We start from the raw sequence: 26427 nt of genomic DNA on the forward strand, positions 1-26427 counted from the left end.
ACGTGGGCTTTGCAGTTGGGCCCATTTTAGTCGCCGTTTTTGTGGAAAATTTTGGCCTAAAAGGGACGCTAGTCTTTATAATCCCTCAAATTTTTCTAACACTTTTATACCTCAAAAAGGGCAAATTTATAAAAGCGCTAGAAGGCAATCACAAAAAGCAAATTTCACAAAAAACAAGCGCTTTAAAAGACGATTTAGGCGCATTTTTGAGGCTTTGCATATGTATATTTTCACGCTCGATCGTCACATTTGGCTTTTAGACATTTTTTAGCATCTATCTCATTAAAATTTTTGGCCTCAGCAAAGAGGTTACAAATGTAAATTTAAGTCTATTTTTTGCTGTAGGTGCGATAGCTACGCTATTTGGCAGAGTGCTAGCGGATAGATACGGCCTAGTTAGACTCATCAAAATAAGCCTAAGCATCGCCGCACCACTAGTCGTGCTAATGCTCTTTATTGACAGCTATGCGCTATTTCTCGCAGCCTCCATATGCGTGAGCGCCTGCATCAGCCTATCTTTTAGCCCCTCAATCGCCCTTGCGTAGCTTTATTTACCAAATCAAATCGGCCTAGCCTCAGGCGTAACGCTTGGCCTTAGTATCACGATCGGCGACATATTCGCAACAGTCATCGGCAAGATCGCTGACATCTTTAGCCTAATGCACTCATTTTACTTTATCGCCGCAGTTTCGCTCATCTGCGCGGTTTCTAGCTACTTTTTAAAGCCAGCCAGTAGAACTTAAATTTATATCTCTTGCTTCATTTTTATATAAAAATTACGTAAGGAAATTTACGAGTAAATTTTAATTTCTATTTGTTTTGCCCTACTCGCAACAAGAATTCGCTACAGGGAAACAAGCGAAATTTTAAGATGTAAAAGAGCCGAGCCATAGCTTTTGGCGGCAGTATTTTGTGATAGATTTAAATGTTATGCAGTTAAAAATTTCGCAGACTAGACAAATAGAAAATTTAAATTTTGATCAATAAAGTATCAAGGCAAAGTATCTTGTGATGATTTTAAATGTTTTGCTTAGCAAGATCACAACTGTAAGCAGAAACGAAGAAATTTTCGACTGAAGATAGAACAAATTAAGCCACCAGGACAAGAAATTTTTTGTTTTGTTTAGTAATTTAAACCCCAAGATACAGTATTTTTTTGCTAGACGAGGCGAAATTTTACGATACAAAGGAGCATACATATAGTATGTGACTGAAGTAGAGTAAAATTTCAACGACGTATAGCAGAAAAAGACAAATCGCCAAATACAAGATTTTTTTGTTTTAGACAAGGCGGATGAGCAAAAACAAGGGAGCGTATATATGATACGTGACCGAAGTTTGAAGCGATATCCAACGCAGTATAAAATAAAAAGGGCTTGTCTTTTTTATAATTTTCTCATCTTCGCTATTTCGTCTCTTAGCGCCGCTGCCTTCTCAAACTCCAGCTGCGCCGCCGCTTCAAGCATCTGCTTTCTTAGCTCTTTTACTATCGCAGCTCGCTCGCTTGCTGGCATCTTCTCTAAATTTTTACCACGCTTGTAAATTTCGCTATCATCCTCGACATGCAGGCTCTCTTCGATATTTCTGCTGGCAGAGTGTGGCGTTATGCCGTGAGCTTTGTTGTATTCATCTTGAAATTTACGCCTAGCTGTCGTCGTATCGATTGCCTCTTTCATTGAGCGCGTGATCTTTTTGGCAAACATTAGCACCTTGCCATTTACATTTCTAGCCGCACGCCCCATCGTCTGTATAAGGCTCGTGGTCGAGCGCAAAAAGCCCTCTTTATCGGCGTCCATGATCGCTATCAGGCTCACTTCAGGCAGATCCAGCCCCTCACGGAGCAAATTTATACCTATTAGCATGTCAAATTCGCCGCTTCTAAGCCCTCTAATGATCTCATTTCGCTCGATCGCGTCGATGTCTGAGTGCATATACTTGACCTTTACGCCAAGCTCAATGTAGTAGCGGCTTAGCTCCTCGGCCATCTTTTTAGTTAACACCGTAACTAGCACGCGCTCACCTCTAGCGATGACCGCCTTTGCCTCGTCAAATAGCGCTTCAACTTGATTGTCACTATCTTTTATCTCAATGAGAGGATCAAGCAGTCCAGTAGGACGCAAAATCTGCTCATAGACGTGCCCCTGGCTGATACCAAGCTCGTATTCGTTTGGCGTGGCTGAAACAAAGAGAAATTTCGCCTTTTTGCTTATAAACTCATCAAATTTAAGCGGCCTGTTATCAAGCGCTGATGGCAAGCGAAATCCATACTCCACAAGCACCTCTTTACGGCTCCTATCGCCCGCGTACATACCCCTAAACTGCGGCAAACTCACGTGGCTCTCATCGACGATGACTAGATAGTCTTTGCCACTTATCTCAAAGTAGTCAAACATCGAGTATGGCGTCTCTCCGGGCTTTTGACCAGTTAGGTGGCGTGCGTAGTTTTCGATGCCTTTACACATACCAGTGCTTGCCATCATCTCAAGATCAAACTCCACCCTTTGCTTTAGCCTCTGCGCCTCGACTAGCTTGCCCTGCTCGTTAAACTCTTTCAAACGCGCATCAAGCTCCTCTTCAATTTCTTTCATCGCGATCTTTAGCCTATCAGCGCCCACGATAAACTGGCTAGTCGCATAAAGCGTAAATTTAGAGATGTCTTTTAGCCTTTTGTTATCAAGCACGTCAAAATGATACATCGCATCGATCTCATCGCCAAAAAACTCAACCCTTAGGGCTTCGTCGTTGTAATAAGCTGGATAAATATCCACCACATCGCCATTTACGCGAAAGTCACCCCTATCAAAGTAGTTGTCATTGCGCTTGTAGCCCATATCTACAAGCTGTTCTAAAAGCTTTCTTTGGCTTATCTTCTCACCCACGCTAAGATATGCCACCATCCCTTTATACTCGCTTGGGTTACCAAGGCCGTAGTTTGCAGAGACTGAGGCCACACAGATCACATCATCAAAGCTTAGCAAGCTAGCCGTCGCAGAGAGGCGCAAGCGCTCAAGTTCCTCATTTACCGAGCTATCCTTTTCTATATATAGGTCGCTTCTTGGGATATAGGCCTCTGGCTGGTAGTAGTCGTAGTAGCTTATGAAGTACTCGACATGATTTTTTGGGAAAAAGCCCTTAAATTCGCTATAAAGCTGCGCGGCAAGGGATTTGTTATGCGTCATGATAAGCGTTGGCATGTTTAGCTCACGTATGACATTTGCCATGGTGAAAGTTTTACCAGATCCTGTCACACCTAGAAGTGTTTGGTATTTATTGCCTGATTTTATGCTTTTTACTATCTCTTTTATCGCTCTTGCTTGGTCGCTGCTTGGGCTAAATTTAGATGAAATTTCAAATTTACTCATTGATCGCCTTTAAATTTGGGCGAATTTTATAGCAAAGATAGTGCTTTGTCAAATGAGAATTTTAATAAGAATTTAGCCTCTGCGTGTTAGAATACGAGCCTAATTATTATTTTAAAGGAACTTTTATGTTTGAAGATAATGCGATCTTAACCACACTAAGCGATAAAGTAAATGACCTGATCACAAAATATGACGAACTTTGCAAAACGAACGAAGAGTTGCGTAATGAGATCGTAACTTTAAAAGCACAAAATGAGGCAAAAAGCAATCAAATCATGCGTTTAGAAGAGGATCTTGACAAGAAAAATACCGAAGCTGACGATGTAATGAGAAAAATCGAAGCTGTCCTTGGCAGATAAGCTTGGTTAAAATATGAAAAAAATTACGCTCACGATATCATCTCGCGACTACACGATCACGCTTGATGATGATTTTGCTAAATTCTTTGAAGATGACTGGCAAAATTTAATGGGCGGACGCCAATTTATCGAGCCAAAAGAGCTTTTAAACGCCTTTATAGAAAAATGTTATGAAAACTACGCCGTGATAAAGGCAGTAAAAAATTTAACTGGCAATGTTGATGAGATATTAAAGCGAGAAGAGAGATGAAAAGACGAGCTTACACCTTGCTTGAGCTAATATTTATAGTAGTTATACTAGGTATTTTAAGCACAGTCGCTATACCTAGGCTATTTTTTTCTAGAAGTGATGCTACCATCTCAAATGCCAAAACTCAACTTGCTGCTATAAGAAGCGGAATTTCACTAAAATACAACGACAACATCTTGCAAGCAAAGCCAGAATTTCCACAAAAACTAGACGATGGCGATCCAAGTAAACTCTTTAAAAATGTTATAAATATACCGATAAAAGATAGCGGTAGCAAAAATGGCTGGCACAGAATAGGCGATGACAAATACACATTTAGGCTAGATGGCAAAGTAGCAAATTTCAAATACGACAAAAATACTGGTGATTTTGGTTGCAGTGATGAAAATGAAATTTGCAAATCACTTCAGTAATGCATTATTATATACTCGCATTTTATGGGCTAAATTTAGCCCCGCTCACTTATGAAAGCGATCAAAAACTAGAAAAATTTCAAGGCGTAAAGGCTTCTTTAAGAGGAAAAATTCTTACTGCCTTTATCGTAAAAGAAACTGGCAAACCAGAGTTTAAAACAAGTAAAATTTTAGAAATTCTACCGATTAATCTAACCTCAATGCAAAGCGAATTGGCAATATTTATCTCAAAATATTACACATGCGAGCTTGGTATCAGCCTAAATTTATTTGAACCAAATGACACTATTGCAGCAGATCAAATTTATGAAAATCAAAATTTTAATGTAGCACCCAAACTAAGCGAAAAACAGCAAGAGGCTTTGGAATTTATAAATAAACGTAAAATTTCGCTCATCTTTGGCGACACTGGAAGCGGAAAAAGCGAGATTTACATCGCTAAGATCAGAGAAATTTTAAACGCAGGCAGCCAAGCGCTATTTTTAATGCCTGAAATTTCACTCACACCACAAATGCAAAAACGCCTTGAGAGCTTCTTTGGCGAGGCGGTAGCTGTTTGGCACTCAAAGATCACGTCAAAGAAAAAAGAGCAAATTTTAAAAGATATAAAAAGTGAAAAAGTTAGGCTCGTTGCAGGTGCAAGATCGGCTTTATTTTTACCACTTGAGAAGCTAAAACTCATCATCATCGACGAAGAACACGACGATAGCTACAAAAATACAGGCTCAAAGCCACACTACAATGCAAGAGACCTTGCCCTCTTTCTAACTAGCAAATTTGATCTACAAGTAGTACTTGGAAGTGCCACGCCAAGCCTTACTAGCTTTTACAAGCAGGAGCATTTTCGCTTAAAAGGGACATATTTTGATTCGCAGAAAAATTACATTTTCGATGAGAGCGAGACTGGAATTAGTGAAATTTTAAAAGATGAAATTTCAAAAACACTCGCGAATAAAAAGCAAGCTGTCATCTGTCTGCCAACAAGGGCAAATTTTAAATATCTAGTCTGCAAAAACTGCGGTGAAACGCTAAAGTGTCCGTTTTGCAGTATCGGTATGAGCTATTACAAAAAACAAAACGTGCTAAAGTGTCAATACTGTGAACATAAAATGGCCGTGCCAAAGACCTGCCATCAGTGCGGTAGTGAGATGATAGAGGCCAAAAAGATCGGTACGAGCGAGCTACTTGAGAGGTTGCAAGCTGAGTTTGCGAATGCTAGAATCGCTAAATTTGACAGGGATGAGATAACGACGCAAAACAAGCTCGTAAAGGCTTTGAAGGAATTTAACGACCGCAAGATAGATATCTTGCTTGGTACGCAAATGCTAAGCAAAGGGCATGATTATCACAACGTAGAGCTTGCTGTCATCATGGGCTTTGACGAGCTTTTAAATTTTCCTGATTATAAAGCCAGAGAGCGAACGCTCGCCCTTGCCATGCAAGTAGCTGGCAGAGCTGGCAGAAATGGGGTTGGCAGAGTTATCATTCAAAGCAAACAAAGAGAATTTTTTGAGAGCTACATCAGTGATTATGACTCATTTTTAAAAGATGAGATAGATTATAGAAAAGAGCTTTATCCGCCATTTACTAGGCTTCTTCGCATTATCATCTCACATAAAGATGAACACATAGTAAAAAATACAATGAATGAATTTGTACAAAGAATAGAACCTTTAAGAAGCGATGAACTTGAGATCATAGGATACGGAAAGTGCCAGATAGAGTATCTTGGAAGCAAATTTAGATATGAAATTTTACTCCGCTCAAACTCTCATATACCTCTTTTAAAAGCTGCAAGCCTCTGCAAAAGCGAGCTTAGTGATATCGATATTGATCCAGTCAACTTTAGTTAAAATATTAGTCTAAAAACTATCCAACAAAGACATGGTAAATTTTAAAATAGATAATAGAGAAACCTAAGGCTTATGAAAGCATTATGAAATTTGATAAGTTGACTATAAAGAGTAAGTAAAATTTTAGAAACTACATCCAATAAAAATACTAATTTTTATAAACTATTAAAAATAAATTTTCAAGCCTTTTAAAAGCCATTTTTCTTTATAATCCCCAATAAAAATTTAAAGGCAAAATTTTGCAACGATACCCAACAAAACAGATAAAAATTCGCAATGTTTTAATAGGCGGTGACGCACCGATCTCCGTGCAATCAATGACATTTTCAAAGACAAAAGACGTTAAAGGCACGCTTGAGCAGATACAAAGGCTATATTTTGCAGGCTGTGATATCGTGCGCTGCGCAGTTTTTGACAAAGAGGACGCCAGCGCGCTAAAGCAGATCGTTGCGGGCTCACCTATTCCAGTCGTTGCAGATATTCATTTTAACCACACCTATGCGCTCATCGTTAGTGAATTTGTCGATGCTATCCGCATAAATCCAGGTAACATTGGCTCAGCTAAAAACATAAAAGCGGTCGTTGATGCCTGCAAACAGCGAAATTTACCTATCCGAATAGGTGTAAATTCTGGATCGCTTGAAAAGCAGTTTGAAGACCGCTACGGCCGCACGGTGGAGGCTATGGTGGAGAGTGCGATGTATAACATCAAGCTTCTTGAGGATTTTGACTTTACAGACATTAAAATTTCGCTCAAATCAAGCGACGTCGAGCGTACTATGCAAGCTTATAGGGCGCTTCGTCCAAAGACAAACTACCCATTTCACCTTGGTGTTACTGAGGCAGGTACCACTTTTCATGCGACTATCAAGTCCGCGATCGCTCTTGGTGGGTTACTACTTGATGGCATTGGCGATACGATGAGAGTTAGCATTACAGGCGAGCTAGAAGAAGAGATCAAAGTCGCAAAGGCGATCTTAAAAGATAGCGGCCGCCAAAAAGAGGGTCTAAATATCATCTCATGCCCAACCTGCGGGCGTTTACAAGCTGATCTAATGGCAGCAGTAAAGCTCGTAGAAGAAAAAACAAAAGGCATAAAAGAGCCGTTAAACGTCTCGGTCATGGGCTGCGTGGTAAATGCTATCGGCGAGGCAAAAGGTGCAGATGTTGCCATAGCATTTGGAAAAGGCAATGGCATGATAATGCGTCATGGCGAAGTGGTCGCAAGGCTGCCTGAGAGCGAGCTTGTAGATAGATTTTTACAAGAGATCGACGATGAGATAAAAAGTAGAGACTAAAGGAAAAGTTGTGGCAAAGCAAAGAGTTAACGAGATAGAATTTACCAACCTTTACGACATTGATATGGAGCGAGCTATACTAAGCTCCATTTTGCAAAACAACGATATTTTAGGTGAAATTTTTGATATTGTTAAGGCAAAGGATTTTTATCTAAAAGGGCATTCGCAAATATACGATGCAATGGTAGCATGCCTAAATAGCGATGATCCTATAACTATGCCATTTTTAAAAAATAGACTTGGCGAAAAATACGACGAAGAGCTAATACTAGATATTTTGGGCACAAATTCCCTAATAGACATTCAAAAATACGCAAACGAACTAAGAGAAAAATCCATAAAAAGAAGTCTTGTAAAGATCGCTCACAATATACCAAGCAAAGTAAATGAAGACAAGCCAAGCCGCGATATGGTCGATGATCTTAGCCAGGAATTTTACTCTTTGATAGAAGGTGGAAGCACTGGAGTTATAAAAGAAGGCAAAGAGATCATCATGAAAATGATGGATCATATTAATGCTCAGGCCTTGCTTGGTGAAAAAGATATCGTTGGACTTGATACTGGATTTAAAAAGCTAAATGAGATGATAAAGGGCTTTAAAAATGGAGACCTCATCATCGTCGCAGCTCGTCCAGGCATGGGAAAAACGACACTTTGTTTAAATTTTATGAGTCAGGTTTTAAAAAATAATGCTGGAGTTGTTTTTTTCTCGCTCGAGATGCCAGCTGAGCAGATAATGATGAGAATGCTAGCAAGCAAGACCTCTATCCCACTTCAAGACATAATGACTGCAAAGATGGATGATGAAGCGTTGGCTAGATTTAGCGATGCTTGCGAGGAGTTTGCTGCTAGCAAGCTTTTTGTGCATGATAGTGGCTATGTAAATATCCATCAAGTAAGAACGCAAATGCGAAAACTAAAGGCTATGCATCCTGAAATTTCACTTTGTGTGATCGACTACATCGGTCTTATGATGAGTACAAATAACTACGCTGATCGTCACGTCCAAATAGCTGAAATTTCTCGTGGATTAAAGCTTTTGGCACGTGAGCTAGATATGCCAATCATCGCTCTTTCTCAGCTAAATAGAAGCCTTGAATCTCGCGCAAATAAACGCCCTATGCTAAGCGATCTAAGAGAGTCAGGCGCGATCGAGCAAGATGCTGACATCATTCTTTTTGTCTATAGAGATGAGTTTTATCTAGAACAAGAAGAAAAAGAGAAAGAAAAACGCGCAAGTGCCGAGGGCAAAGAGTACAAGAGCAATCACGTCTTTAATAAGCTTCAAGAAAAGGCTGAGATCATCGTTGGCAAAAATAGAAATGGCGAAACTGGTTCAGTTGATGTGCTCTTTCAAAAGCAACACTCAAGATTTGAAGATATGTCTGCAATGCCAGTATCTGATGTTTCATTTGAAGGCTGATGCGTTTTAAAGCTTTAAAAAATAGAGAAATTTTTACTATATTTTATCTGTTTTGCCTTTGTATTTTTTCTATAAATTTAGCTATTAGCTATCATAAATATCAAATTTTTATGGACAAAGGCGAACAAGAGCTAACAGCAACCGTGATTTCTAGCTACGAAAAGCTTGGAGATGACGGCAAGAAAAGGCAAATTTTAAAGCTTAAAACTGATGAGTTTTCATTTTATACGCTTGGAGCTAAAACAGATGACTTTAAAGCTGGAGATAATATATTTCTAAGCGTCATAAATTTAGACGTTAGTTTTAAAGACTATCTTGCTTCTTTCTTTTACATGCCTAGCTTTTCACGCGAAAAACTACCACAAAAAGTCACACCAAATATCAACCAAAAATTACAATCACTCATCTACGCCCAGCATGAAAATAGCAAAATTTCACAGCTCTACTCGGCTCTATTTTTAGGCACAAGTATTGACGGCAAGCTAAGAGATGATGTCTCGCACCTTGGTATAGCGCATCTTATAGCCATAAGTGGCTATCATTTAGGTTTTATAAGTGCAGTTATATTTTTTGTATTTAGGCCGCTTTTAAAATTTTTATATGCGAGGTTTTTACCTTTTAGAAACTACAACTTTGATCTAGCCATTATAGTTTTTATAGTCTTGTCATTTTACTTTTTTATAATAGGCTTTATACCAAGCTTTTTGCGAGCATTTTTAATGAGCATTTTAGGATTTTATTGCACGTTAAAAGGCGTTAAAATTTTAAACTTCAAAACACTTTTTATAGTGGCACTTGTTAGCATATCGCTCTTTCCGCAGCTATTTTTTAGCGTAGGTTTTTACTTTTCACTCATGGGCGTTTTTTACATATTTTTATATTTTAAACACCTAAAAGATAAATTTTCGCCCTTCGCTCATCTTATACTTTTAAATTTATATGTTTGCTTTGCAATGGAAATTTGCGTGCTTTATTTCTTTCCACTCATTAGCTTACAGCAGCTTAGCGTCCTTGCTATCAACTACATCTTTAGCATTTTTTATCCATTAAGCGCCGCACTTCATATCGCTTCGTATGGCGACATTTTTGATGGATTGCTAAATAATGTTTTAAATTTTAGACTAAGCTCGACTAAAATTTTCGTGCCAGCCATTATTTTTATCTTTTATAATATCGCTTCACTTCTAGCTATAAAATTTAGATCCATATTCTACATTTTACCGCTGCTTGGGCTTTTGTGTTTTGCTATTGCCAGCTATAAAATTTACACCTAAGCGATCTTCATACCATAAAATTTCATTATCTTGTTATGAATTATCAAAGATATATACATTATAACAGCACCTAAAATTAGCCTAGTTAAGTCTGTATCCTTTTGCCAAAAGACTAAATTTACAATGATGGCAGCTGGAATAAGAGCGTTATTCATGATAGCAAGCACGCCGCTATCGACCTCGCAAGCACCTTTGTTCCACATAAAATATCCAACTCCACTAGCGACTATGCCAAGCCAGAGAAGCACTAAAATTTGTGTTGAAGTAAGTGAAAATTTGGCTGGGTTGCCAAGAGCAAGAAGCGCAACGACAGCTACAAAAAATGCACCAAAGTGAAAGTAGCCAAAGACATTTTTTTGATCCACGTCAAATTTTTCTAAAAGTGCCTTATATGCACTCTGCCCTGCTCCAAAGCAGATATTTGCCGCTTGCACTAGCAAAAAGCCCTTTAATACACCATCGTTTATAGCGCCGTATTTTATAACCAAAGCTCCAAAAACCGCAACGCCAACGCTAAATAGATAAAGTGGTCTAAATTTAAAGCTAAATGCGTCATAGATGAGCGTCACATAAAACGGCGTAAAAATGGTAAAAAGTGCGACTTCTGGCACGCTTAAATACAAAAATGAATTGTAATAAAATAGATACATAAGTCCTATTTGCACCGCTCCAATCGCCATGATGCCAAATGCGAGCTTTGGACTGATGCTACGAAATTTTGTAAATGGCAAAAAGACTAAGCTCGCAAGCGCAACCCGAATAAAAACAGCCAAATAGCTATCAACCTTGCCAGCTAAAAACTCACCTATCAAACTAAAGCTAAACGCCCACAAAATGGTTACAAAGATCAGTTTATTCAATTATCACCTCATTTATTTTTCTTGCACATTCAAAAAAATACTCAAGCTTGTTTAGCTCAAGTAAATCGCCATCAAGGATAAAATTTGCCCTATCGCTAAAATTTTTCTCACTCACAAACAAAAATTCTTCATATTTTATCTCGCCATTAAGATAGCCATTTAGCAGATCAATAAAATCACTATCAAGCTTATCTTGCTTCAAATCTTGCAAATTTAACTTTGCATTTAAGCCTTTGATTGTGCTTTCTAGCTCTTTTAGGCGAGTGATTATCCTATTTTCTTCATCGCTTAAATCAAGTGCCGCCTTTTGCTCTTCAATGCGTTTAACTTGACTTTGCTTACTAAGACTTAAGCTATCAGGCAGCTTCCACTCAAACTCCACTCTAGGCCTGTTCGCATCAGCGTAAGCGCCTATCATCTGCGAAGTCGTTCTCTCACCTTTTTTAAAGCTGTTATTATTCACACTTTGCGTATCTTTTAAGTAAATTCTTGGAGCAAATTTACTCTTTTGTTTCTCATTTTCTTGCTCTTTTATAAATTTTTCTTGCTCCATCGCCCCAAGTTTTGCGCTTATATCATCTTTACTAAAATCAGGCATCATTATCTTTGAGCCAGCATTAAAGCCGATCTCGCCGTTTGAGAGCAAATTTATCCTTGAGTTTAGCTCAGCTAGCTTAAGCCCAAGCTCGTCAAGCTCAGATCTTTTTTTATCAAGAGTAAAATTTATCGCATCAAACTCAGCTTTATTTATCTCGCCATACTCAAACCAAAACTCATTTTCAGCCGCAGCCTTAGCAAAGCTATCCACAAATTTTGTCTCTAAATTTATAAGCGAATTTAGGGCAACGGCATTAAAATAGACCTTTGCGACCTGAAAAGCAGTGAGGTTCATCAGCTCTTCATCTTTGTAAATTTTCTCCACGCCCTTGTGGTCTAAAATTTTATCAGCAGCCTCACTCGCACCGCCGTCAAAGATAAGATATTCAACCTTTGCCGTGATCGAGCCTGCCTTTGTCATATATCCGCCCTTTATCTCATCAGGCACAAAGGTATATCTGCCATCAAGGGATAAATTTAGCTTTTTACTCTTATTTTTATTTATATATTCATTTTTATTAAATTCTTTCAAACTCTCAAGCCTTGCACTTTGCGCTAGAGCGATGATCTCTAGTAAATTTCCAGCCCAAAGAGGCAAAGCAAAGAGCAAAACTCCCAAAATTTTCTTCAAATTCTCTCCCTTTCATAAAATTTTCTTATAAATTTATCAAGATTATAAACCCATGCAAAAAGCACTGGCACGACAAGCAAGCTTAGCAAGGTCGAGCTAATGAGCCCAAAGATGATGCTTATAGCCATAGGTGAGTTTGCCTCAAAGCCAGCACCCCTGCTAAGTGCAAGCGGCAGCATAGCAAATATCATGGCAAAAGTGGTCATCAAAACAGCCCTTAGGCGCTTTTTTGCAGCCATTTTCACAGCTTCGTTTGCCTCTATGCCGCTATTTGCAAAGTAGTTTGCAAAATCAACTACCAAAATGGCGTTTTTACCGACCATGCCAAAGAGCAAGATGACGCCAACCATGACAAATAGGCTAAATGGATTGCCGCTTATAAAAAGTCCGATCACCACGCCACAAAAGGCAAGCGGCATGGCAAGCATGATGAGAAATGGCAGCAAAAAGCTCTCGTAGAGTGCCGCTAGCACCATGTAAATAAGCACCGCACTAGCGCTCACTGTAAAGATAAAAGAAGCGTTCGTATCATCCATGAGCTCAACAAATCCCAAAAATTTATACTTGAAATTTGCTGGCAAAATTTCATCAAGCTTCTTTAAAATTTCATTTGCCACGCTATTTAGCGGAGCGTTGTTTTTGGTATTTGCTAAAAATTTTATCTCATCAGCTCTATTAAATCTCGAAATACTAGCTGGCTTTTGCTCAAAACTAATCGTCGCCACGTCGCCAAGTGTGACAAAAAAGCCCTCTTTGCTTCTTATCTTGGTCTTTAAAATATCATTTGTATCGCTTCTAAATTTATCATCAAGGCGCATGTAAAGCTCATACTCTTTGCCATTTTCGTTTTCAAAAACAGAGACCTCGTTCTCGTTAAATGCGCTATAAACGGCGCTTGCAACGCTGGCTTTATCTAAATTTAGCCTTTTAGCCTTATCTTCATCGATGGAAATTTGCACGCGCTTTAGCAGATCTTCTTCAGGAGAATTTACGTCCGTTGCGTCATTTATCTCTTTTAGCATTTTGCTAATCTTTGGTACAAATTTTTCTAACTCTTTGCCATTTTCAGAGGTGATAGTAAGCTTAACTGGCTGCACATCGCCACCTTCAACTACTGGCAGATCAGCTACTATAACGCTCATATCATCGCTATTTAGTCTGTCACGAAAACTTTGCATGATAGCGTTTTGCCGCTCGTGATTAGCTCTATCTTTTAGCTCTTTTAGCCTAACGTAAGCCTTTACAAGATAAGGCTGTTTGGCGTCTGTGTAGCCAAGAATGAAGTAGGCGTAAGCGACCTGAGGATCGACATTTATGAGTGAAATTTTATCTTTTAGCCTCTCTTTGCTAGCTTGCAGGCTAAGTGAGGGATCGAGTTTGAAGTAGATGTTAAACTCCGAGTTATCCTCGCTTGGCATGAAGTCTCCACCTACAAATTTAGCCAGCCCAAATGAGCAAACAACGACCACAAGCGTTATGGCTAAAAATATGAGCTTAAATTTAAGCGCCAAGGCTAAAAGCTTCTCATAGCCATTTTCAAGAGCCTCAAAAAATGGCTCACTCTTTTGAAAAAAGCTGCTTTCTTTGGCATTTACAAACCTAGCACTAAGCGTTGGCACGAGAAAGATGCTAACAAAAAACGAGATGACGATGCCAGCTGCCACGCTCATCGCAAAAGAGTTAAAGTACTTGCCAACGATGCCGCTCATAAAGGCGATAGGCACGAAGACGCAAAGCAGCACGAGCGAGATCGCAAAGACGCTAAATGCTATCTCTTTTATGCCTGCAAAGCTTGCTTTTAGGGCATTTGGCTCATCTTTTAGCTTGCTAGCGATATTTTCAGTGACGACTATCGCATCGTCGATGAAAATTCCGATGCCAAGTGTGAGTGCTATGAGGCTTAAGCGGTTTATGTCGTAGCCTAGGGCATTTATGATGAAAAACGTCGCTACGATGCTAGTTGGTATCGCTACGACTGAGATGATGGTGATCGAGAAATTTCTTAAAAACAGATAGACGATCACGATGGTTAGCAAGACGCCAAGGATCATATCAAAGGCGGTTTGATCGATGTGCTTTTGTATCACTTCGCTCTTATCATAGGCTATTTTTACGTCGTATTCGCTGCCAAGCAGGCTTTTAAACTGATCTAGCTTTGACTTAGCTAGAGCGATCACGGTTAGAGCATTTGCGTCTGGAGCTAGCTCAAGGCCAAGCAAGACGCCACTTTTTTTATCCATTATCGCTGCTTCGTTTGCGTCTTTGTAAGAGAGATCAACGCTTGCGATATCTTTTAAAAAGACCCCTTGTTTGATCGTTAAATTTCTTATCTCATCTATGCTTTTGGCGCTGAAATTTGACTTGATCGCCATTTGGATCTGCTCATTTTCTATCTTGCCAAGTGGCGCTTTTAAATTTTCAACCTTTATCAAATTTGCCACTTCGTTTGCGCTAAGGGCATTTTTATCAAGCTTAAATCTATCTAGCAAAATTTTCACCGCTGGCTCTAAAAAGCCATTTGTCTTGACCTTTGAAACGCCGCTAATGCGCTCCAAAAATGGCTTTGCCACATCATCTATCTCTTGCATGAGCTTGGTTTCATTACCATCAAGCCTTGTGATAAAGAGGCTAAAGACGGCTGAAGAGAGGCCATTTAGCTTTTCTATCTCGTAGTTTGCGTTTAACCTTGCCTTTTGCATCTTGTCGCGGACGTCGTTTGTAGCGCTCTCTAGGTCTTTGTTTAGCTCAAATTCGATGCTTACCACACTTAGGTTGTCAAAGCTAGTTGAGTAAAGTTTTTTTATCCCCTCGATGCTTGAGACCTCGTCCTCTATCTTTTGCGTGATCTTTGTCTTGATGTAGTTCATATCGCCATTTGCGTAGGTTGTGATCTTAACGATTGGGATATTTACTTGCGGGTATAAATTTACATTCATCGTCTTTAGCGAGTAGATGCCAAAGACAACGAGGCTTAAGAATATCATAAGCGTAGTTATGGGGCGGTTTATGGCTGTTTTTATCATTTATTTTCGCCGATTATCACTTTTCCTTGACCAAACATACCTGGCTTTAGCCCGCTGTCATAAGCCTGGGCGTAAAATTTTCTGGTCTCTCGCTTAATCTCTGGGTAAATTAGCGCGATTTTAACCTCTTTTTCCTCGTTTGTCGCGTCAAGCTTAAATTTAAAAATGTCGCCAACTTTTACTAAATTTGCATATTTTTCGTCAATCGCTATTAAAATTTTAGCCTCCTCAGAGTTTAGAACAAAGGCTGGCTGAAGTGGCGAAGCGCTCTCGCCAAGCTCGACATTTTTACTAGCTATGATACCATCAAAAGGAGCTTTTAAAACGGCCTTTTTAAGATGATCATCTGCATTTAAAATGGCGATCTCAGCTGCTTGCACCCTAAGAGCTGCCTCATCAAATTTATACTTTACTTCATCAAATTCTTGCTTTGAAGTGACGTCTTTTACTTGGCTAAATTTATTAAAGGTGCTTTTAGCAAATTCTTTGGCATTTTTAGCAAGCGCTAAATCGTTTTTTGCCTTTTTTAGAGCGATCTCAAGGCTTGTTTGATCAAGGCTAGCTAAAACGTCGCCCTTTTTAACGTGGCTTGAGACATCTACAAAAATTTTATCCACCTTGCCGCTGCTCTCAAATGCAAGCTTTGAGCTTTGCTTGGCATAGACTTCAAAATCAGCAAAAATATCTTCTGCTGCAAATGAAAAGATGCAAAATATCATTAAAATTATCAGCTTTTTCAATCCCTAATCCTCTCTAAAATGCTCTCGCCACTTTCAAAAAAATACTCTGCCTTTTTTATCTCCAGCTCATCTTTTGCCCCTTCAAAAAGGCTAATGGCGTCAAATTTTTGCGATAGCGCCTCAAGCAAGTCGCTATATCCCAAAAGCCCAGAGTTATACTTTTCATAGCTAGCTTTTAGTGCCAAATCGCTTGCTTTTACATATTCGTTTAGTGAAGCGATTTTTGAAGTAAGCACCACGATTTCACTTTGCAAATTTTTAAGTTTTATCTCGTTTTCACGCTTTTTATACTCCAAATTTAGCCTTACCTCATCAAGCGCGATCTTTTGGGCCTGACTCATCTTACTAGTGGCGAAAAAATCAAAAATTTTCCATTTAAAAGCGATACCAAATTTATTGCCGTGAGTATCTTCTTTTAAGTATTTATCCACGTATGAGCGGTAAGAACTAAGCCTGCCTAGATCGATATCGTAATTATTTTTATAAAATCCATATGTGTCATAGAGCATTATTTGAGGCAAAAAACCAGCCTTTGCCTCGCTAAGCTTAGCTTCACCTAAAAATATATCTTGGCTTAGTCTATCAAGCTCAGCATTCTTTGAAGCTAAATTTGAGCCAATCTCAGCCATCTTTGCTCCAGCTACTGGTAAAATTTTCTCACCAGTTAGCAAATTTATCTCATTTAAAATTTGCTCCATTTTGTTTTTGTATTCAAGCTGCGTGCTATTAGCTAAGTAATATTTAGCCCTTACATTTTCAAGCTCATCTTTTGCGGCAAGGCCTGCAATGTTTGCCTTTTCAAGCTTATCTAAAACACCTTCTAAAAAATTTGCTTGAGCCTGTTTGGCCGTGATTATATTTTCAAGTGCAGCTGCGTTAAAGTATAAATTTACAGCCTTAAGTGCAAGATAGTTTTTGACTTCATCACTAGCGATCATGGCTTTGTTTTTTAAAAGCTGGCTCATCTTTAGCCTAGCCTCTCTAGCCCCGCCATCATAAAGCAAAAAATCAATTCTAGCCAGCACACCGGCTGACTCTTTAGCAACTACACTTGGAAAAGTGCTTGCATTTTTGCCGTATGAGCCCTCTAAGCTAAGGCTTGGCATATATGAGCTTAATGTGGCTTCATCGTTTAAATTTGCTCTTTTTAGCTCAAGCTCTTTGATCTTTGAAATTTCATTTTGCGTTACCTTGTTTGCAATAACGCTTAAATTTGAACCAAGCAAAAATACCGGCAAAAAAATGAATAAAAATTTTTTCATTAGTGAAAGCTTTTTACAAGATTTCCTATTAGTAAATTCCAGCCATCAACAAGCACGAATATGAGCAGTTTAAATGGCAGTGAGATCATTACAGGAGGAAGCATCATCATACCCATAGCCATCAGCACTGAGCTTACGACCATGTCGATGACAAGAAATGGCAAATATAGCAAAAACGCAATCTCAAAAGATGTCTTTAGCTCACTTATCATAAAAGCTGACATTGCGATACTTAGCGGTATCTCTTCAATATTTGCTGGATTTTGCAAATTTCTAATCCTAAAGAAAAGCGCAAGGTCTTTTTCTCTTGTGTTTTTTACCATAAATTCTTTAAATGGCTTTAAGCTTTTATCAAGCATCTCTTCATAGCCTATCTGCTCAGCTATATAAGGCTTTATGCCATCATTATAGCTCTTTTGCCCAACTGGCTCCATGATAAAAAAGGTAAGAACCATCGCAAGCGAGATGAGCACTGTTGAAGGTGGAACTTGTTGCGTGCCCATGGCTTGGCGTAAAAATGAAAATACGATAACAAGCCTTAAAAAACTTGTCATCATAAAAATGAGCGAAGGAGCGAGTGCAAGTGCGGTGAGGATTAGTAAAACGTTTAGAGAATTTACAAGTTGCTCGGCATTTGTTGGAGAATTTAGACTTAAATTTATAGTTGGTAGCGCAGGATCAGCCCCAAAAACCGTGCAAAGTAAAACCGCTAAAGCAAGCAGTGCTTTCACGACTAATTCCTCATATCAAGGATACTTTTCTTAGTAGCCTCTTTATTTTTTGGCTCAAGCGATATGAAGTGAATTTCTACTCTATTATTCTTAGCTCTACCCTCTTCTGTACCGTTGCTAGCGATCGGATCAAACGAAGCTTTGCCAGAAGCTATTATCCTATTTTGTGGCACGCCATCGTTGATTAGCTCTTCAACTACGCTTAAAGCCCTTGCAGTTGAGAGCTGCCAGTTATTTTTATAAGCTGAGTCTTTACTTGGTTCTATATTATCTGTATGGCCGATAATATCGGCTTTTACATCATTAGGCATTTTCGCCACAATCATGCCTATTCGTTTTAAAAATAGCTTCGCATCTTCACCAGAAATTTCAGCACTATCTTTATCAAAAAGCATAGCTGCTGGAAGCCTTACGATAAAGCCATCTTCGCTCTCTTCCATAGTGATCTCAGGTGCCCCGCTAGCAGCTAGTAGCTCATTTATCTTTTTAACATTCATATTTAGCTCACTTTGTGAGCCCTTTTGCTTGCTTATCTTTTTTGCACGAGTATTTTCTGGATCCGTCTCTTTTTCTATCTGATTTTCAGGTCTAGCACCACCTTCAAGCACACTTAAAGCACCAGCTAGTGAGCCAACAGCGGCCTCCATCTTTTTAGCATCCATTGTCGCCATAGAAAGTAATAAAACGAAAAAACAAAGCAAAAGTGACATGAGGTCACCAAAAGCAGCTAGCCACTCAGGCATACATTTTGGACACTCTTCTGGTTTTATTAACTTACCCATTATTCAAACTGACTTTTTCTATCTTTTGGTGGTAAAAATGCTAAGAGTTTAGCTTCAAGCGTTCTTGGATTATCGCCTGCTTGTATCGACATGATTCCCTCAAGTACGACTTGTTTTTCAAGTGCTTCATCAGCATCGCGAATAGAGAGGATATTTGCCACAGGCGCACCTATGATGTTACCTATCATCGCACCATAAAGCGTCGTAAGCAAGGCAACCGCCATTGATGGACCTATCGCACTAGGATCTGACATGTTAAGAAGCATCGCAACAAGACCAATGAGCGTACCGATCATACCCATCGCACCCGCAAAACCGCCAACTTGCTCAAAAATTTTAATGTTATTTGAATGTCTTGTACTAGTTTGATCGATATCAATCTCCAAAAGCGCTCTGATCGCATCTGGCTCATTGCCATCAACCGCCATTGAGAGGCCTCTTTTTAAAAACTGATTTGTCTCATTATTTACTTCGCTTTCAAGCGATAAGATACCATCACGTCTAGCTTTAGTTGAATAATCAACTATTTTTTTTATAGTCTCAGGTAAATTTACTACGACTGATGGCTTAACAGCAATGCCATAAAATTTACCAATTCCTTTAAGCGTCTCCATCTTGAAGCCAACCATCATAACGCCGATAGTACCACCAAAAACGATCATCACAGAAGGAATATCGATGTATGGTCCTATACCAACGCCTATCGCCATTGATCCAAACAAAAGCACCAGGGTCAAAACCCAGCCGACGACGGTTCCTAAATCCATTTAAGCTCACTTTATTTATAAATTCTTAAGAATTGCTATTTTATTAGCTTTTTGTTGAAACAATCGTTAAATTAAAAAAAATGTTTGCCATTTTTTGCTACAATCTGCGAAATTTTTAACGTTAAAAGGCTTAAAAATGAACAATACTTCAATCATAATTTTAGCGGCTGGTCTTGGCACCAGAATGAAATCAAAACGTCCAAAAGTCCTATTTGAACTTTGCGGTGAGCCAATGATCATTCACATCTTAAAGCAAGCTTATGCGATCACAAATGACGTTAGCGTCGTGCTTCACTACGAAAAAGAGCTAATTAGCAAAAAGATAAAAGAAATTTTCCCTCAAACTAAAATTTTTGAGCAAGATCATACAAATTTCCCAGGCACTGCTGGAGCGATAAAAAGCGTAAATTTAAGCGGCGAAAAGGTGATAGTAACTTGTGGTGATATGCCTCTTGTAAAATCAACCGATCTAATGCGTCTAGCAAATGCTGAAGCGGACGTGGTTATGAGCTCATTTGAAGCAGCAAATCCTTTTGGCTACGGCAGAGTCATCATAAAAAACGGCAAAGTTGAAGGCATCGTCGAGCAAAAAGATGCAAGCGAAGCACAACTTGCGATAAAAAGCGTAAATGCTGGCTGCTACTGCTTTAAACGCGAGGCGCTAGAGCAAATTTTACCGCTCATAAGCAACCAAAACGCACAAAAAGAGTACTACCTAACTGACGCCATAAAAATAGCAAATGAAAAGGGCTTAAAGTGCGTTGCAGTAAATGTTAATGAGCAAAATTTCATGGGCATAAACGATAAATTTCAACTTAGCATTGCAGAAAAGATCATGCAAGATGAGATCAAGCAAAATTTAATGAAAGCTGGCGTTTTGATGCGCATGCCAGAGAGCATTTTCATAGACAGCAGGGCTAAATTTGAAGGCGAATGCGTGCTAGAAGAAAACGTAAGTATCCTTGGCGAGTGCATCATCACTGAGAGCATCATCAAAAGCTCATCAGTAATAGAAAGCAGCGTCATCAAAAACTCAGATATCGGCCCGCTAGCTCACATCAGGCCAAATTCTGAAATTTCTGACACACACATAGGAAATTTCGTCGAGGTTAAAAAAGGTGTTTTGAGCGGCGTAAAAGCTGGACATTTGAGCTATCTTGGCGACTGCGAGATAGAAAGTGGCACAAACATCGGTTGTGGTACCATCACATGCAACTACGATGGCAAAACAAAATACAAAACCAAAATCGGCAAAAACGTCTTTGTTGGCTCAGATACACAGCTAGTCGCCCCTGTAAATATCGCTGATAACGTCATAATCGCAGCAGGAAGCACCATCACAAAAGACGTTGAAAGCGGTGCATTAGCGATCAGCAGAGCTCGCCAAGAGAACAAAAGTGGCTTTTTTGAGAAATTCTTTGGCAAAGATGATGTTAAAAAATAAGAAAATTTTACTAGCAGTTTGCGGCAGTATCGCCTTTTATAAAGCTTACGAGATTTTATCGCTGCTTAAAAAGCAAGGTGCTGATGTTTACGTGGCTTTAAGTGACGGAGCGCTTGAATTTTGCAGTGTAAGTGGCTTTGAGGCGCTAAGTGAGCATAAAATTTTAAGCTCTCAAACTCAAAACTGGCAAGATGGCGTAAATCACATAGCCTACTCTAAAATGGATCTAGTCCTTATCGCACCTGCCTCGGTAAATACGATAAATAAGCTAGCAGCTGGCATCTGTGACAATGTCTTTATGCAAACGCTAATCGCCGCCTCACACGTGCCTTTAGTTGTAGCTCCGGCTGCAAATAACAATATGATCGAGCACTTCGCTACGCAAAACTCACTTGAAATTTTAAAGAAAAACGGCGCTTTAGTGGTTGAGCCAGTTCTTAAAACTCTAGCTTGCGGTGACGTTGGCAAGGGTGGTCTTGCGAGTCCTGAGGTGATAGTAGAAGCCGCCATTAAAAGGCTTAGTAGGCCTCTTTTTGCAGGTAAAAAAGTAGTGATCACTGGTGGCGCAACGACTGAAAAGATAGATGATGTTAGAGCCATTACAAATTTCTCAAGTGGCAAGATGGCAAGAGCCTTGGCTAGAGCCTTTTACTACGCCGGTGCGGAGGTAAAACTACTTGCTAGTTTTAAAGTGGAAAACGAGCCATTTGAGATTTTAAATTTTGGCTCAAGTAGTGAGCTTTTAGAGCTTTGCAAGAGCGAGTGTGAGAGCGCGAATTTAATTGTAATGTGTGCTGCGGTTAGTGATTTTGTACCGACAAAGATAGATGGCAAGATAAAAAAAGAGGACGTTGGCGAAATTTTAAGCTTAAGTCTAAAGAGAAATGTCGATATTTTGCAAAGCTTAAAAAAGTTTAAATGCAAAAAGATCGGCTTTAAGCTTGAAATCTCAAGCGAGAGCGCACACAAAAATGCTAGAGCAATGCTAGAGCAAAAGGGGCTTGACGCAGTTTGCCTAAATATCTTGGGTGAGAAAAATGGCTTTGCAAGCGAGCAAAATGAGATAAATTTCATCACGAAAAATAATGAAACTTTACTACCGCTTGCCGCAAAAGACGAGATCGCAAGACATATCGTGAAACTAGCAGCAAATTTATGATAGAGAAAATTTCTCGCATTCAAAAAATAGCAAAAAATGCAAATTCACCGTTAGTAGCGATAAATTCATCACTTCCGCTTAGTATCTTGGTAAGCCAAAAGATCGGTTTTAACAGATACATTTTAAATTTTGCAAATAGAAATTTAAACACAAAAAGTGCAAAAGAGCTAAACGTAGGCTCGAGATACTGGGGTGAAGTGCAAAGCCATGGCGAAAATATCGTCATAAAAAATTTATACGAAAAGCCAAGAATTTTAGACGAAGATGTCTTGGCTGATGGGCTAAATCTTATCGAAAATTTGATAGAAAATGAGAATTTATCGTGGTTTTACGACTATTTATTTAAAAGCTTAAGTGAAGCTAAGACAAAAGGCGAGATGAAAGTGCTAGCGAAAATGCTCTTTGCTCTGCAAGAAAATGTCGTGCATATACCATTTACTTATAATGGCATAAACAGCGTTTTTCAGCTAAAAAAAGAGGAGAATGATATGAAAATTTTTTTAATATTTTCAAATTTTGCTCCACTTATTTTTAAATTTAAAGATGAAGTTTTATACGAGATCGCGACCCCATTTAATAATGTAGCTAGCTTGTTAAAAAGTGAATTTAACGCCAACATAACAGTGCAAAATGTGAGTGCTCTTTGGAGCAAAAAAGAACAAATTATTGATATAAAAGGCTAAAGATTGAATGAATTAAACCACATTGCTATTATCATGGATGGAAATGGACGCTGGGCTAAAAAACGTGGATTTTTACGGACAAATGGGCACGAAGCTGGAGCAAATGTAGTAAGCGATATGTGCGAATTTTGTATCGATAATGGGGTGAAAATTTTAAGTCTTTACGCATTTAGTACCGAAAACTGGAAAAGGCCACAAAAAGAGGTCGAGTTTTTGATGAATTTGCTTAAGAAATTTCTCATTTTAAAGCGTGATGATTTTATAAAAAATGGGATCAAATTTAACACAATTGGCGATATTTCGCCATTCAGCGATGAGCTAAACAACGAGATAGAGATCACCAAAAACGCTACAAGAGAGAATAAAAATTTATTATTAAATTTAGCGATAAACTACGGCTCAAAAGATGAGATCATTAGAGCTGTGAAAAAGCTAAATTTAGAAGGCTGCGAGATAAACGAAGCAAGCCTAAATGCAGCACTTGATGAGAGTGAGCCAGTGGATCTTCTCATTAGAACTGGTGGCGAGAGCAGGCTTTCGAATTTCATGCTTTGGCAAGCAAGCTACGCAGAGCTATTTTTTACACCGACACTTTGGCCCGACTTTGGCAAGAATGAGCTTGCAAATATCGTTGGCAAATTTAAAAACATAGAGCGAAGATTTGGCGGAGTTTAGCGAGATAATGGATAATTTAGTCATCTTTTTTGCCGTTTTTGCTTTTGTTTTTGGCATCTGCGTGGGCTCATTTTCAAATGTGCTGATATATCGCTTGCCACGAAATGAGAGCATAAATTTTCCAGCTTCTCATTGTCCAAACTGCGATCATAAGCTAAATTTTTATCACAATGTTCCAATTTTTTCGTGGCTATTTTTAGGCGGCAAATGTGCCTTTTGTAAGCAAAAAATAAGCCTCATCTATCCAGTGATCGAACTAATTTCTGGGATAATTTTTTTGATCTGTTTTTTTAAAGAATGCAGCGAAATTTTAAGTGTAGAAACATTGCTTTACGCGCTATTTTTAGGGCCTTGCTTTGTTATGTTGCTAGCTCTTAGCGTCATAGATATAAGATATAAAGCTGTGCCAGATGCGCTTCTTTTTGCGGCGCTATTTTTCGCATTTATCTACGCTCTGATGCTTTTTATATTTAAAGGAAATTTTGCCCAAATTTTAAATTTATTCCTTTTTGCATTTATCTTTTGGGCGCTGAGATTTGTCGTAAGCTTTGCCATAAAAAGAGAAGCGATGGGTAGTGCAGATATCTTTATAGCAGCGATCATCGGAGCTATCTTGCCAGCCAAACTAGCTCTAGTGGCGATCTATCTTGCAGCACTTTTTACACTTCCAGTCTATGCGGTCGTTCAAAAAAAGGGCTACGAGCTAGCCTTTGTGCCATTTTTAAGTCTTGGCTTACTTATTACATACGCTTTTAAAGAGCAAATTTTAGAAATTTTAAGGTTTATTTATGAGTAGAGTGAATAGATATCTTTTGTTTAACTTCCTAGGGACTTTTGCGTCGCTATTTAGTACGCTTTTTTTGATCATGTCGATCGTATTTTTCATCCAGATCGCGCGCATTACTTCTTACATTGAGATCAGCTTTGGCGAGCTCTTTAAACTCTACTCATTTATGCTTCCACGCGTGCTACTTTTTGTCGTGCCTATCGCATTTTTTGTATCACTTGCGATGACTCTTTTTAGATTATCAAAAGAGAATGAAAGTATCGTTATTTTTACGCTTGGTGGCTCACCAAATAAAATTGCTAAATTTTTCTTAATATTTTCAGCATTTTTAAGCACCGCTCTACTTGTCATCGCTACCATAATGATACCAATAGCCGCGCAGCTAAATGCAAATTTTATTGATTATAAAAAGACTGTTGCAAAGCTAAATTTAAAGCCAACTCAGTTTGGACAAAAATTCTCTGACTGGATGGTCTATGTGGGTAGTGAAATGCAAGATAACAACGGCACTACTTATAAAGATATTGTGATGTTTAATCCTTACATTAAAGACTCCCAACGCTTAATCACTGCTAAAAACGCAAAGATTACTAATACAAATCAAAGCATCGAACTCTCTTTATTAGATGGAAAAATGTATGACATAAAAGATGAAATTTATCATCAAAGCAACTTCAAATCCATGAAAATAAGGACTGCACAAAGTGAAGAGATAAGCGATATAGGCAGTATCAAAGAGTACTGGGCGGAGGCAAATAGTAGTGAAAAAAGAAGAAAAGACCTTAGCACATATGTGCTTGTTGCACTATTTCCACTTGCCAGTACACTTTTTGCCATAAGCTTTGGCATCGTTACTTATAGATATGAAAAGGGCATGGTTTATGTTGGGACATTTGGCGTTTTATTTGGCTATTTTACGCTCATAATGCTATTTTCATCAAAACCAGCTTTTGCGATTCCACTCATATTTTTCGTCTTTTTATTGGCAGGAATTTTGCTTTTTAAAGCCAAGATCATACGAAGATACTAATGAAAATCCAACTAATTTATAGCTACGATGGCTCCGAATTTCAAGGCTCGCAAACTCAGCCACATAAAAATGGCGTAGAAGATGAGCTCTCACGTGCTCTGGCTCACGTTGGAATATTTGAAAAAATAGTCTCTAGTTCACGTACAGACAAAAACGTCCATGCGATCAATCAAAGCTCAAGCGTAATTTGTGGCGATCATTTTAAAAATTTAGAGCACTTAAAAGAGCTAATCAACCGCCATGCCCACCCAAATATTCATATAAAACGTATAAATTTAGTTGATGAAAATTTTCAAGCAAGATTTGACGCCGTAGCAAGGTCTTATAGATACATTATAGATCATGGAGAATTTGATGTTTTTAGCTCAAATTATAAAGTCTTTTTGCCAAAATTTGATATCAAAAAAGCAAATGAAATTTTATCTAATTTTATTGGCGAGCATGATTTTAGCTCCTATATGAAAACAGGAAGTGATACAAAAAGTCCAGTGCGAGAAATTTTTAAGGCATTTTGCTATGAATACAAAAACCAAACTATCATAGTTTTTAAAGCGAATGGCTTTTTACGCGCTCAAGTACGGCTTATGGTTGCAAATCTGCTTAAAGCTTTGAGTATAAAAAATGGTGGTGAGCTCATCAATGCTTCACTTAACGGATGTTCCGCTCTAACTCGTATCCCAGCTCCAGCTGAAGGACTTTACCTAAATAGAGTTTTTTATAAATTTAATTAGATATTTAGAATATTCAATAGTAAGCTTATTTAAAATATTAAATAAAGAATCTTATAAGCTAGGATTCTTAGCTAGTTTACACACCCTCCTACTCTTAACCACCCCCCCCCACCTCCTAAAAGCACAAGAAGCTTTAGAGGATAGTTTAAGAAGTATTACTTTACAAGATCTATTAGATGAACTTATTAATTTATAAAATTTAAAAAGTAGGCAAACTAAGTTATAGAATTTAAAAAGTAGGCAAATATATAAAAACCAATCTATTTTATTTATTAGGAGCACATGGTGCTCCT

At 38.6% G+C, this 26427-nt stretch carries 25 protein-coding genes; 16 read left to right on the forward strand and 9 right to left on the reverse strand.

All coding sequences use genetic code 11. From position 1 onward, the window contains the following. Positions 1 to 2: 2 nt before the first annotated feature. Together TH67_RS10325 and TH67_RS10780 are read left to right on the forward strand one after the other, a co-directional pair. Complete coding sequence (locus TH67_RS10325; RefSeq protein ID WP_180371723.1) at positions 3 to 260, forward strand: hypothetical protein; 258 nt, start codon at positions 3 to 5, stop codon at positions 258 to 260. 12 nt (positions 261 to 272) lie between these two features. Beyond that, the gene (locus tag TH67_RS10780; RefSeq protein WP_374057346.1) at positions 273 to 545 is read left to right on the forward strand and encodes an MFS transporter; all 273 of its coding nucleotides are present in this window, start codon (positions 273 to 275) and stop codon (positions 543 to 545) included. An 840-nt stretch (positions 546 to 1385) separates the two neighbouring features. Here TH67_RS10780 and uvrB read toward each other — a convergent pair. Beyond that, positions 1386 to 3362 (reverse strand): excinuclease ABC subunit UvrB, encoded by a 1977-nt coding sequence (gene uvrB / locus TH67_RS03570; protein ID WP_072594388.1) that lies wholly within the window; start codon positions 3360 to 3362, stop codon positions 1386 to 1388. A 125-nt stretch (positions 3363 to 3487) separates the two neighbouring features. Here uvrB and TH67_RS03575 point away from each other — a divergent pair, with 125 nt between their 5' ends. From TH67_RS03575 to TH67_RS03605, 7 genes are all read left to right on the forward strand, one after another. Further along, entirely contained in the window at positions 3488 to 3721 is a 234-nt protein-coding gene (locus TH67_RS03575) for a cell division protein ZapB (protein ID WP_021091279.1), read from the forward strand. 13 nt (positions 3722 to 3734) lie between these two features. Then, entirely contained in the window at positions 3735 to 3971 is a 237-nt protein-coding gene (locus tag TH67_RS03580; RefSeq protein WP_054196819.1) for a hypothetical protein, read from the forward strand. Beyond that, positions 3968 to 4384 (forward strand): type II secretion system protein, encoded by a 417-nt coding sequence (locus TH67_RS03585; protein ID WP_072594389.1) that lies wholly within the window; start codon positions 3968 to 3970, stop codon positions 4382 to 4384. Before TH67_RS03580 ends, TH67_RS03585 begins: the two co-directional genes overlap by 4 nt. Further along, positions 4384 to 6237 carry a primosomal protein N' gene (locus tag TH67_RS03590; protein WP_072594390.1) on the forward strand — a complete coding sequence of 618 codons (1854 nt, stop codon included), beginning with the start codon at positions 4384 to 4386 and terminating at the stop codon, positions 6235 to 6237. The genes TH67_RS03585 and TH67_RS03590 overlap by 1 nt, the downstream gene beginning before the upstream one ends. A 239-nt stretch (positions 6238 to 6476) precedes the next feature. Further along, positions 6477 to 7535, forward strand: a complete 1059-nt coding sequence (ispG, locus tag TH67_RS03595) for a flavodoxin-dependent (E)-4-hydroxy-3-methylbut-2-enyl-diphosphate synthase (RefSeq protein ID WP_072594391.1) — start codon at positions 6477 to 6479, stop codon at positions 7533 to 7535. Positions 7536 to 7545: 10 nt separating this feature from the next. Beyond that, the gene (locus TH67_RS03600; protein WP_072594392.1) at positions 7546 to 8958 is read left to right on the forward strand and encodes a replicative DNA helicase; all 1413 of its coding nucleotides are present in this window, start codon (positions 7546 to 7548) and stop codon (positions 8956 to 8958) included. Then, positions 8958 to 10232 carry a ComEC/Rec2 family competence protein gene (locus tag TH67_RS03605; protein ID WP_072594393.1) on the forward strand — a complete coding sequence of 425 codons (1275 nt, stop codon included), beginning with the start codon at positions 8958 to 8960 and terminating at the stop codon, positions 10230 to 10232. Before TH67_RS03600 ends, TH67_RS03605 begins: the two co-directional genes overlap by 1 nt. On the opposite strand, the gene TH67_RS03610 is transcribed toward TH67_RS03605, so the two are convergent. The 8 genes from TH67_RS03610 to TH67_RS03645 are packed head-to-tail and all read right to left on the reverse strand — an operon-like array spanning position 10229 to position 19625. Next, the gene (locus tag TH67_RS03610; RefSeq protein WP_072594394.1) at positions 10229 to 11092 is read right to left on the reverse strand and encodes an EamA family transporter; all 864 of its coding nucleotides are present in this window, start codon (positions 11090 to 11092) and stop codon (positions 10229 to 10231) included. The two genes, TH67_RS03605 and TH67_RS03610, sit on opposite strands and share 4 nt — an antisense overlap. Then, the gene (locus TH67_RS03615; protein ID WP_072594395.1) at positions 11085 to 12320 is read right to left on the reverse strand and encodes a TolC family protein; all 1236 of its coding nucleotides are present in this window, start codon (positions 12318 to 12320) and stop codon (positions 11085 to 11087) included. The genes TH67_RS03610 and TH67_RS03615 overlap by 8 nt, the downstream gene beginning before the upstream one ends. Beyond that, entirely contained in the window at positions 12317 to 15343 is a 3027-nt protein-coding gene (locus TH67_RS03620; protein ID WP_072594396.1) for an efflux RND transporter permease subunit, read from the reverse strand. Before TH67_RS03620 ends, TH67_RS03615 begins: the two co-directional genes overlap by 4 nt. Further along, entirely contained in the window at positions 15340 to 16083 is a 744-nt protein-coding gene (locus TH67_RS03625; RefSeq protein WP_072594397.1) for an efflux RND transporter periplasmic adaptor subunit, read from the reverse strand. The genes TH67_RS03620 and TH67_RS03625 overlap by 4 nt, the downstream gene beginning before the upstream one ends. After that, complete coding sequence (locus TH67_RS03630; RefSeq protein ID WP_072594398.1) at positions 16080 to 17345, reverse strand: TolC family protein; 1266 nt, start codon at positions 17343 to 17345, stop codon at positions 16080 to 16082. The genes TH67_RS03625 and TH67_RS03630 overlap by 4 nt, the downstream gene beginning before the upstream one ends. Beyond that, positions 17345 to 18067: a flagellar type III secretion system pore protein FliP gene (gene fliP, locus TH67_RS03635; protein ID WP_374048483.1), complete on the reverse strand. Its 723-nt coding sequence runs from the start codon at positions 18065 to 18067 to the stop codon at positions 17345 to 17347. Before fliP ends, TH67_RS03630 begins: the two co-directional genes overlap by 1 nt. An 11-nt stretch (positions 18068 to 18078) precedes the next feature. After that, entirely contained in the window at positions 18079 to 18858 is a 780-nt protein-coding gene (locus tag TH67_RS03640) for an OmpA/MotB family protein (RefSeq protein WP_072594400.1), read from the reverse strand. Then, entirely contained in the window at positions 18858 to 19625 is a 768-nt protein-coding gene (locus tag TH67_RS03645; RefSeq protein WP_021091276.1) for a motility protein A, read from the reverse strand. The genes TH67_RS03640 and TH67_RS03645 overlap by 1 nt, the downstream gene beginning before the upstream one ends. A gap of 136 nt (positions 19626 to 19761) precedes the next feature. Here TH67_RS03645 and glmU point away from each other — a divergent pair, with 136 nt between their 5' ends. From glmU to truA, 7 genes are read left to right on the forward strand one after another with little or no spacing between them, the layout of a single operon-like run. Beyond that, positions 19762 to 21069 (forward strand): bifunctional UDP-N-acetylglucosamine diphosphorylase/glucosamine-1-phosphate N-acetyltransferase GlmU, encoded by a 1308-nt coding sequence (gene glmU, locus TH67_RS03650; RefSeq protein WP_072594401.1) that lies wholly within the window; start codon positions 19762 to 19764, stop codon positions 21067 to 21069. Then, the gene (gene coaBC / locus TH67_RS03655) at positions 21056 to 22228 is read left to right on the forward strand and encodes a bifunctional phosphopantothenoylcysteine decarboxylase/phosphopantothenate--cysteine ligase CoaBC (protein WP_072594415.1); all 1173 of its coding nucleotides are present in this window, start codon (positions 21056 to 21058) and stop codon (positions 22226 to 22228) included. The genes glmU and coaBC overlap by 14 nt, the downstream gene beginning before the upstream one ends. Then, on the forward strand, positions 22225 to 22911 hold the full coding sequence (locus TH67_RS03660) for a hypothetical protein (RefSeq protein WP_072594402.1): 687 nt from the start codon (positions 22225 to 22227) through the stop codon (positions 22909 to 22911). The genes coaBC and TH67_RS03660 overlap by 4 nt, the downstream gene beginning before the upstream one ends. Positions 22912 to 22914: 3 nt before the next feature. Further along, a complete protein-coding gene (uppS, locus tag TH67_RS03665; protein ID WP_072594403.1) occupies positions 22915 to 23586 on the forward strand; it encodes a polyprenyl diphosphate synthase in 672 nt (223 codons plus the stop codon). Positions 23587 to 23593: 7 nt separating this feature from the next. Next, positions 23594 to 24382, forward strand: a complete 789-nt coding sequence (locus TH67_RS03670; RefSeq protein ID WP_072594416.1) for a prepilin peptidase — start codon at positions 23594 to 23596, stop codon at positions 24380 to 24382. Continuing rightward, a complete protein-coding gene (locus TH67_RS03675; RefSeq protein WP_072594404.1) occupies positions 24375 to 25403 on the forward strand; it encodes an LptF/LptG family permease in 1029 nt (342 codons plus the stop codon). Before TH67_RS03670 ends, TH67_RS03675 begins: the two co-directional genes overlap by 8 nt. After that, positions 25403 to 26134, forward strand: a complete 732-nt coding sequence (truA, locus tag TH67_RS03680; RefSeq protein ID WP_072594405.1) for a tRNA pseudouridine(38-40) synthase TruA — start codon at positions 25403 to 25405, stop codon at positions 26132 to 26134. The genes TH67_RS03675 and truA overlap by 1 nt, the downstream gene beginning before the upstream one ends. The last annotated feature ends 293 nt before the right edge of the window (positions 26135 to 26427 follow it).

Origin of the sequence: Campylobacter concisus (assembly GCF_001891085.1) — a bacterium.
GTDB classification, from domain to species: Bacteria; Campylobacterota; Campylobacteria; order Campylobacterales; family Campylobacteraceae; genus Campylobacter_A; species Campylobacter_A concisus_O.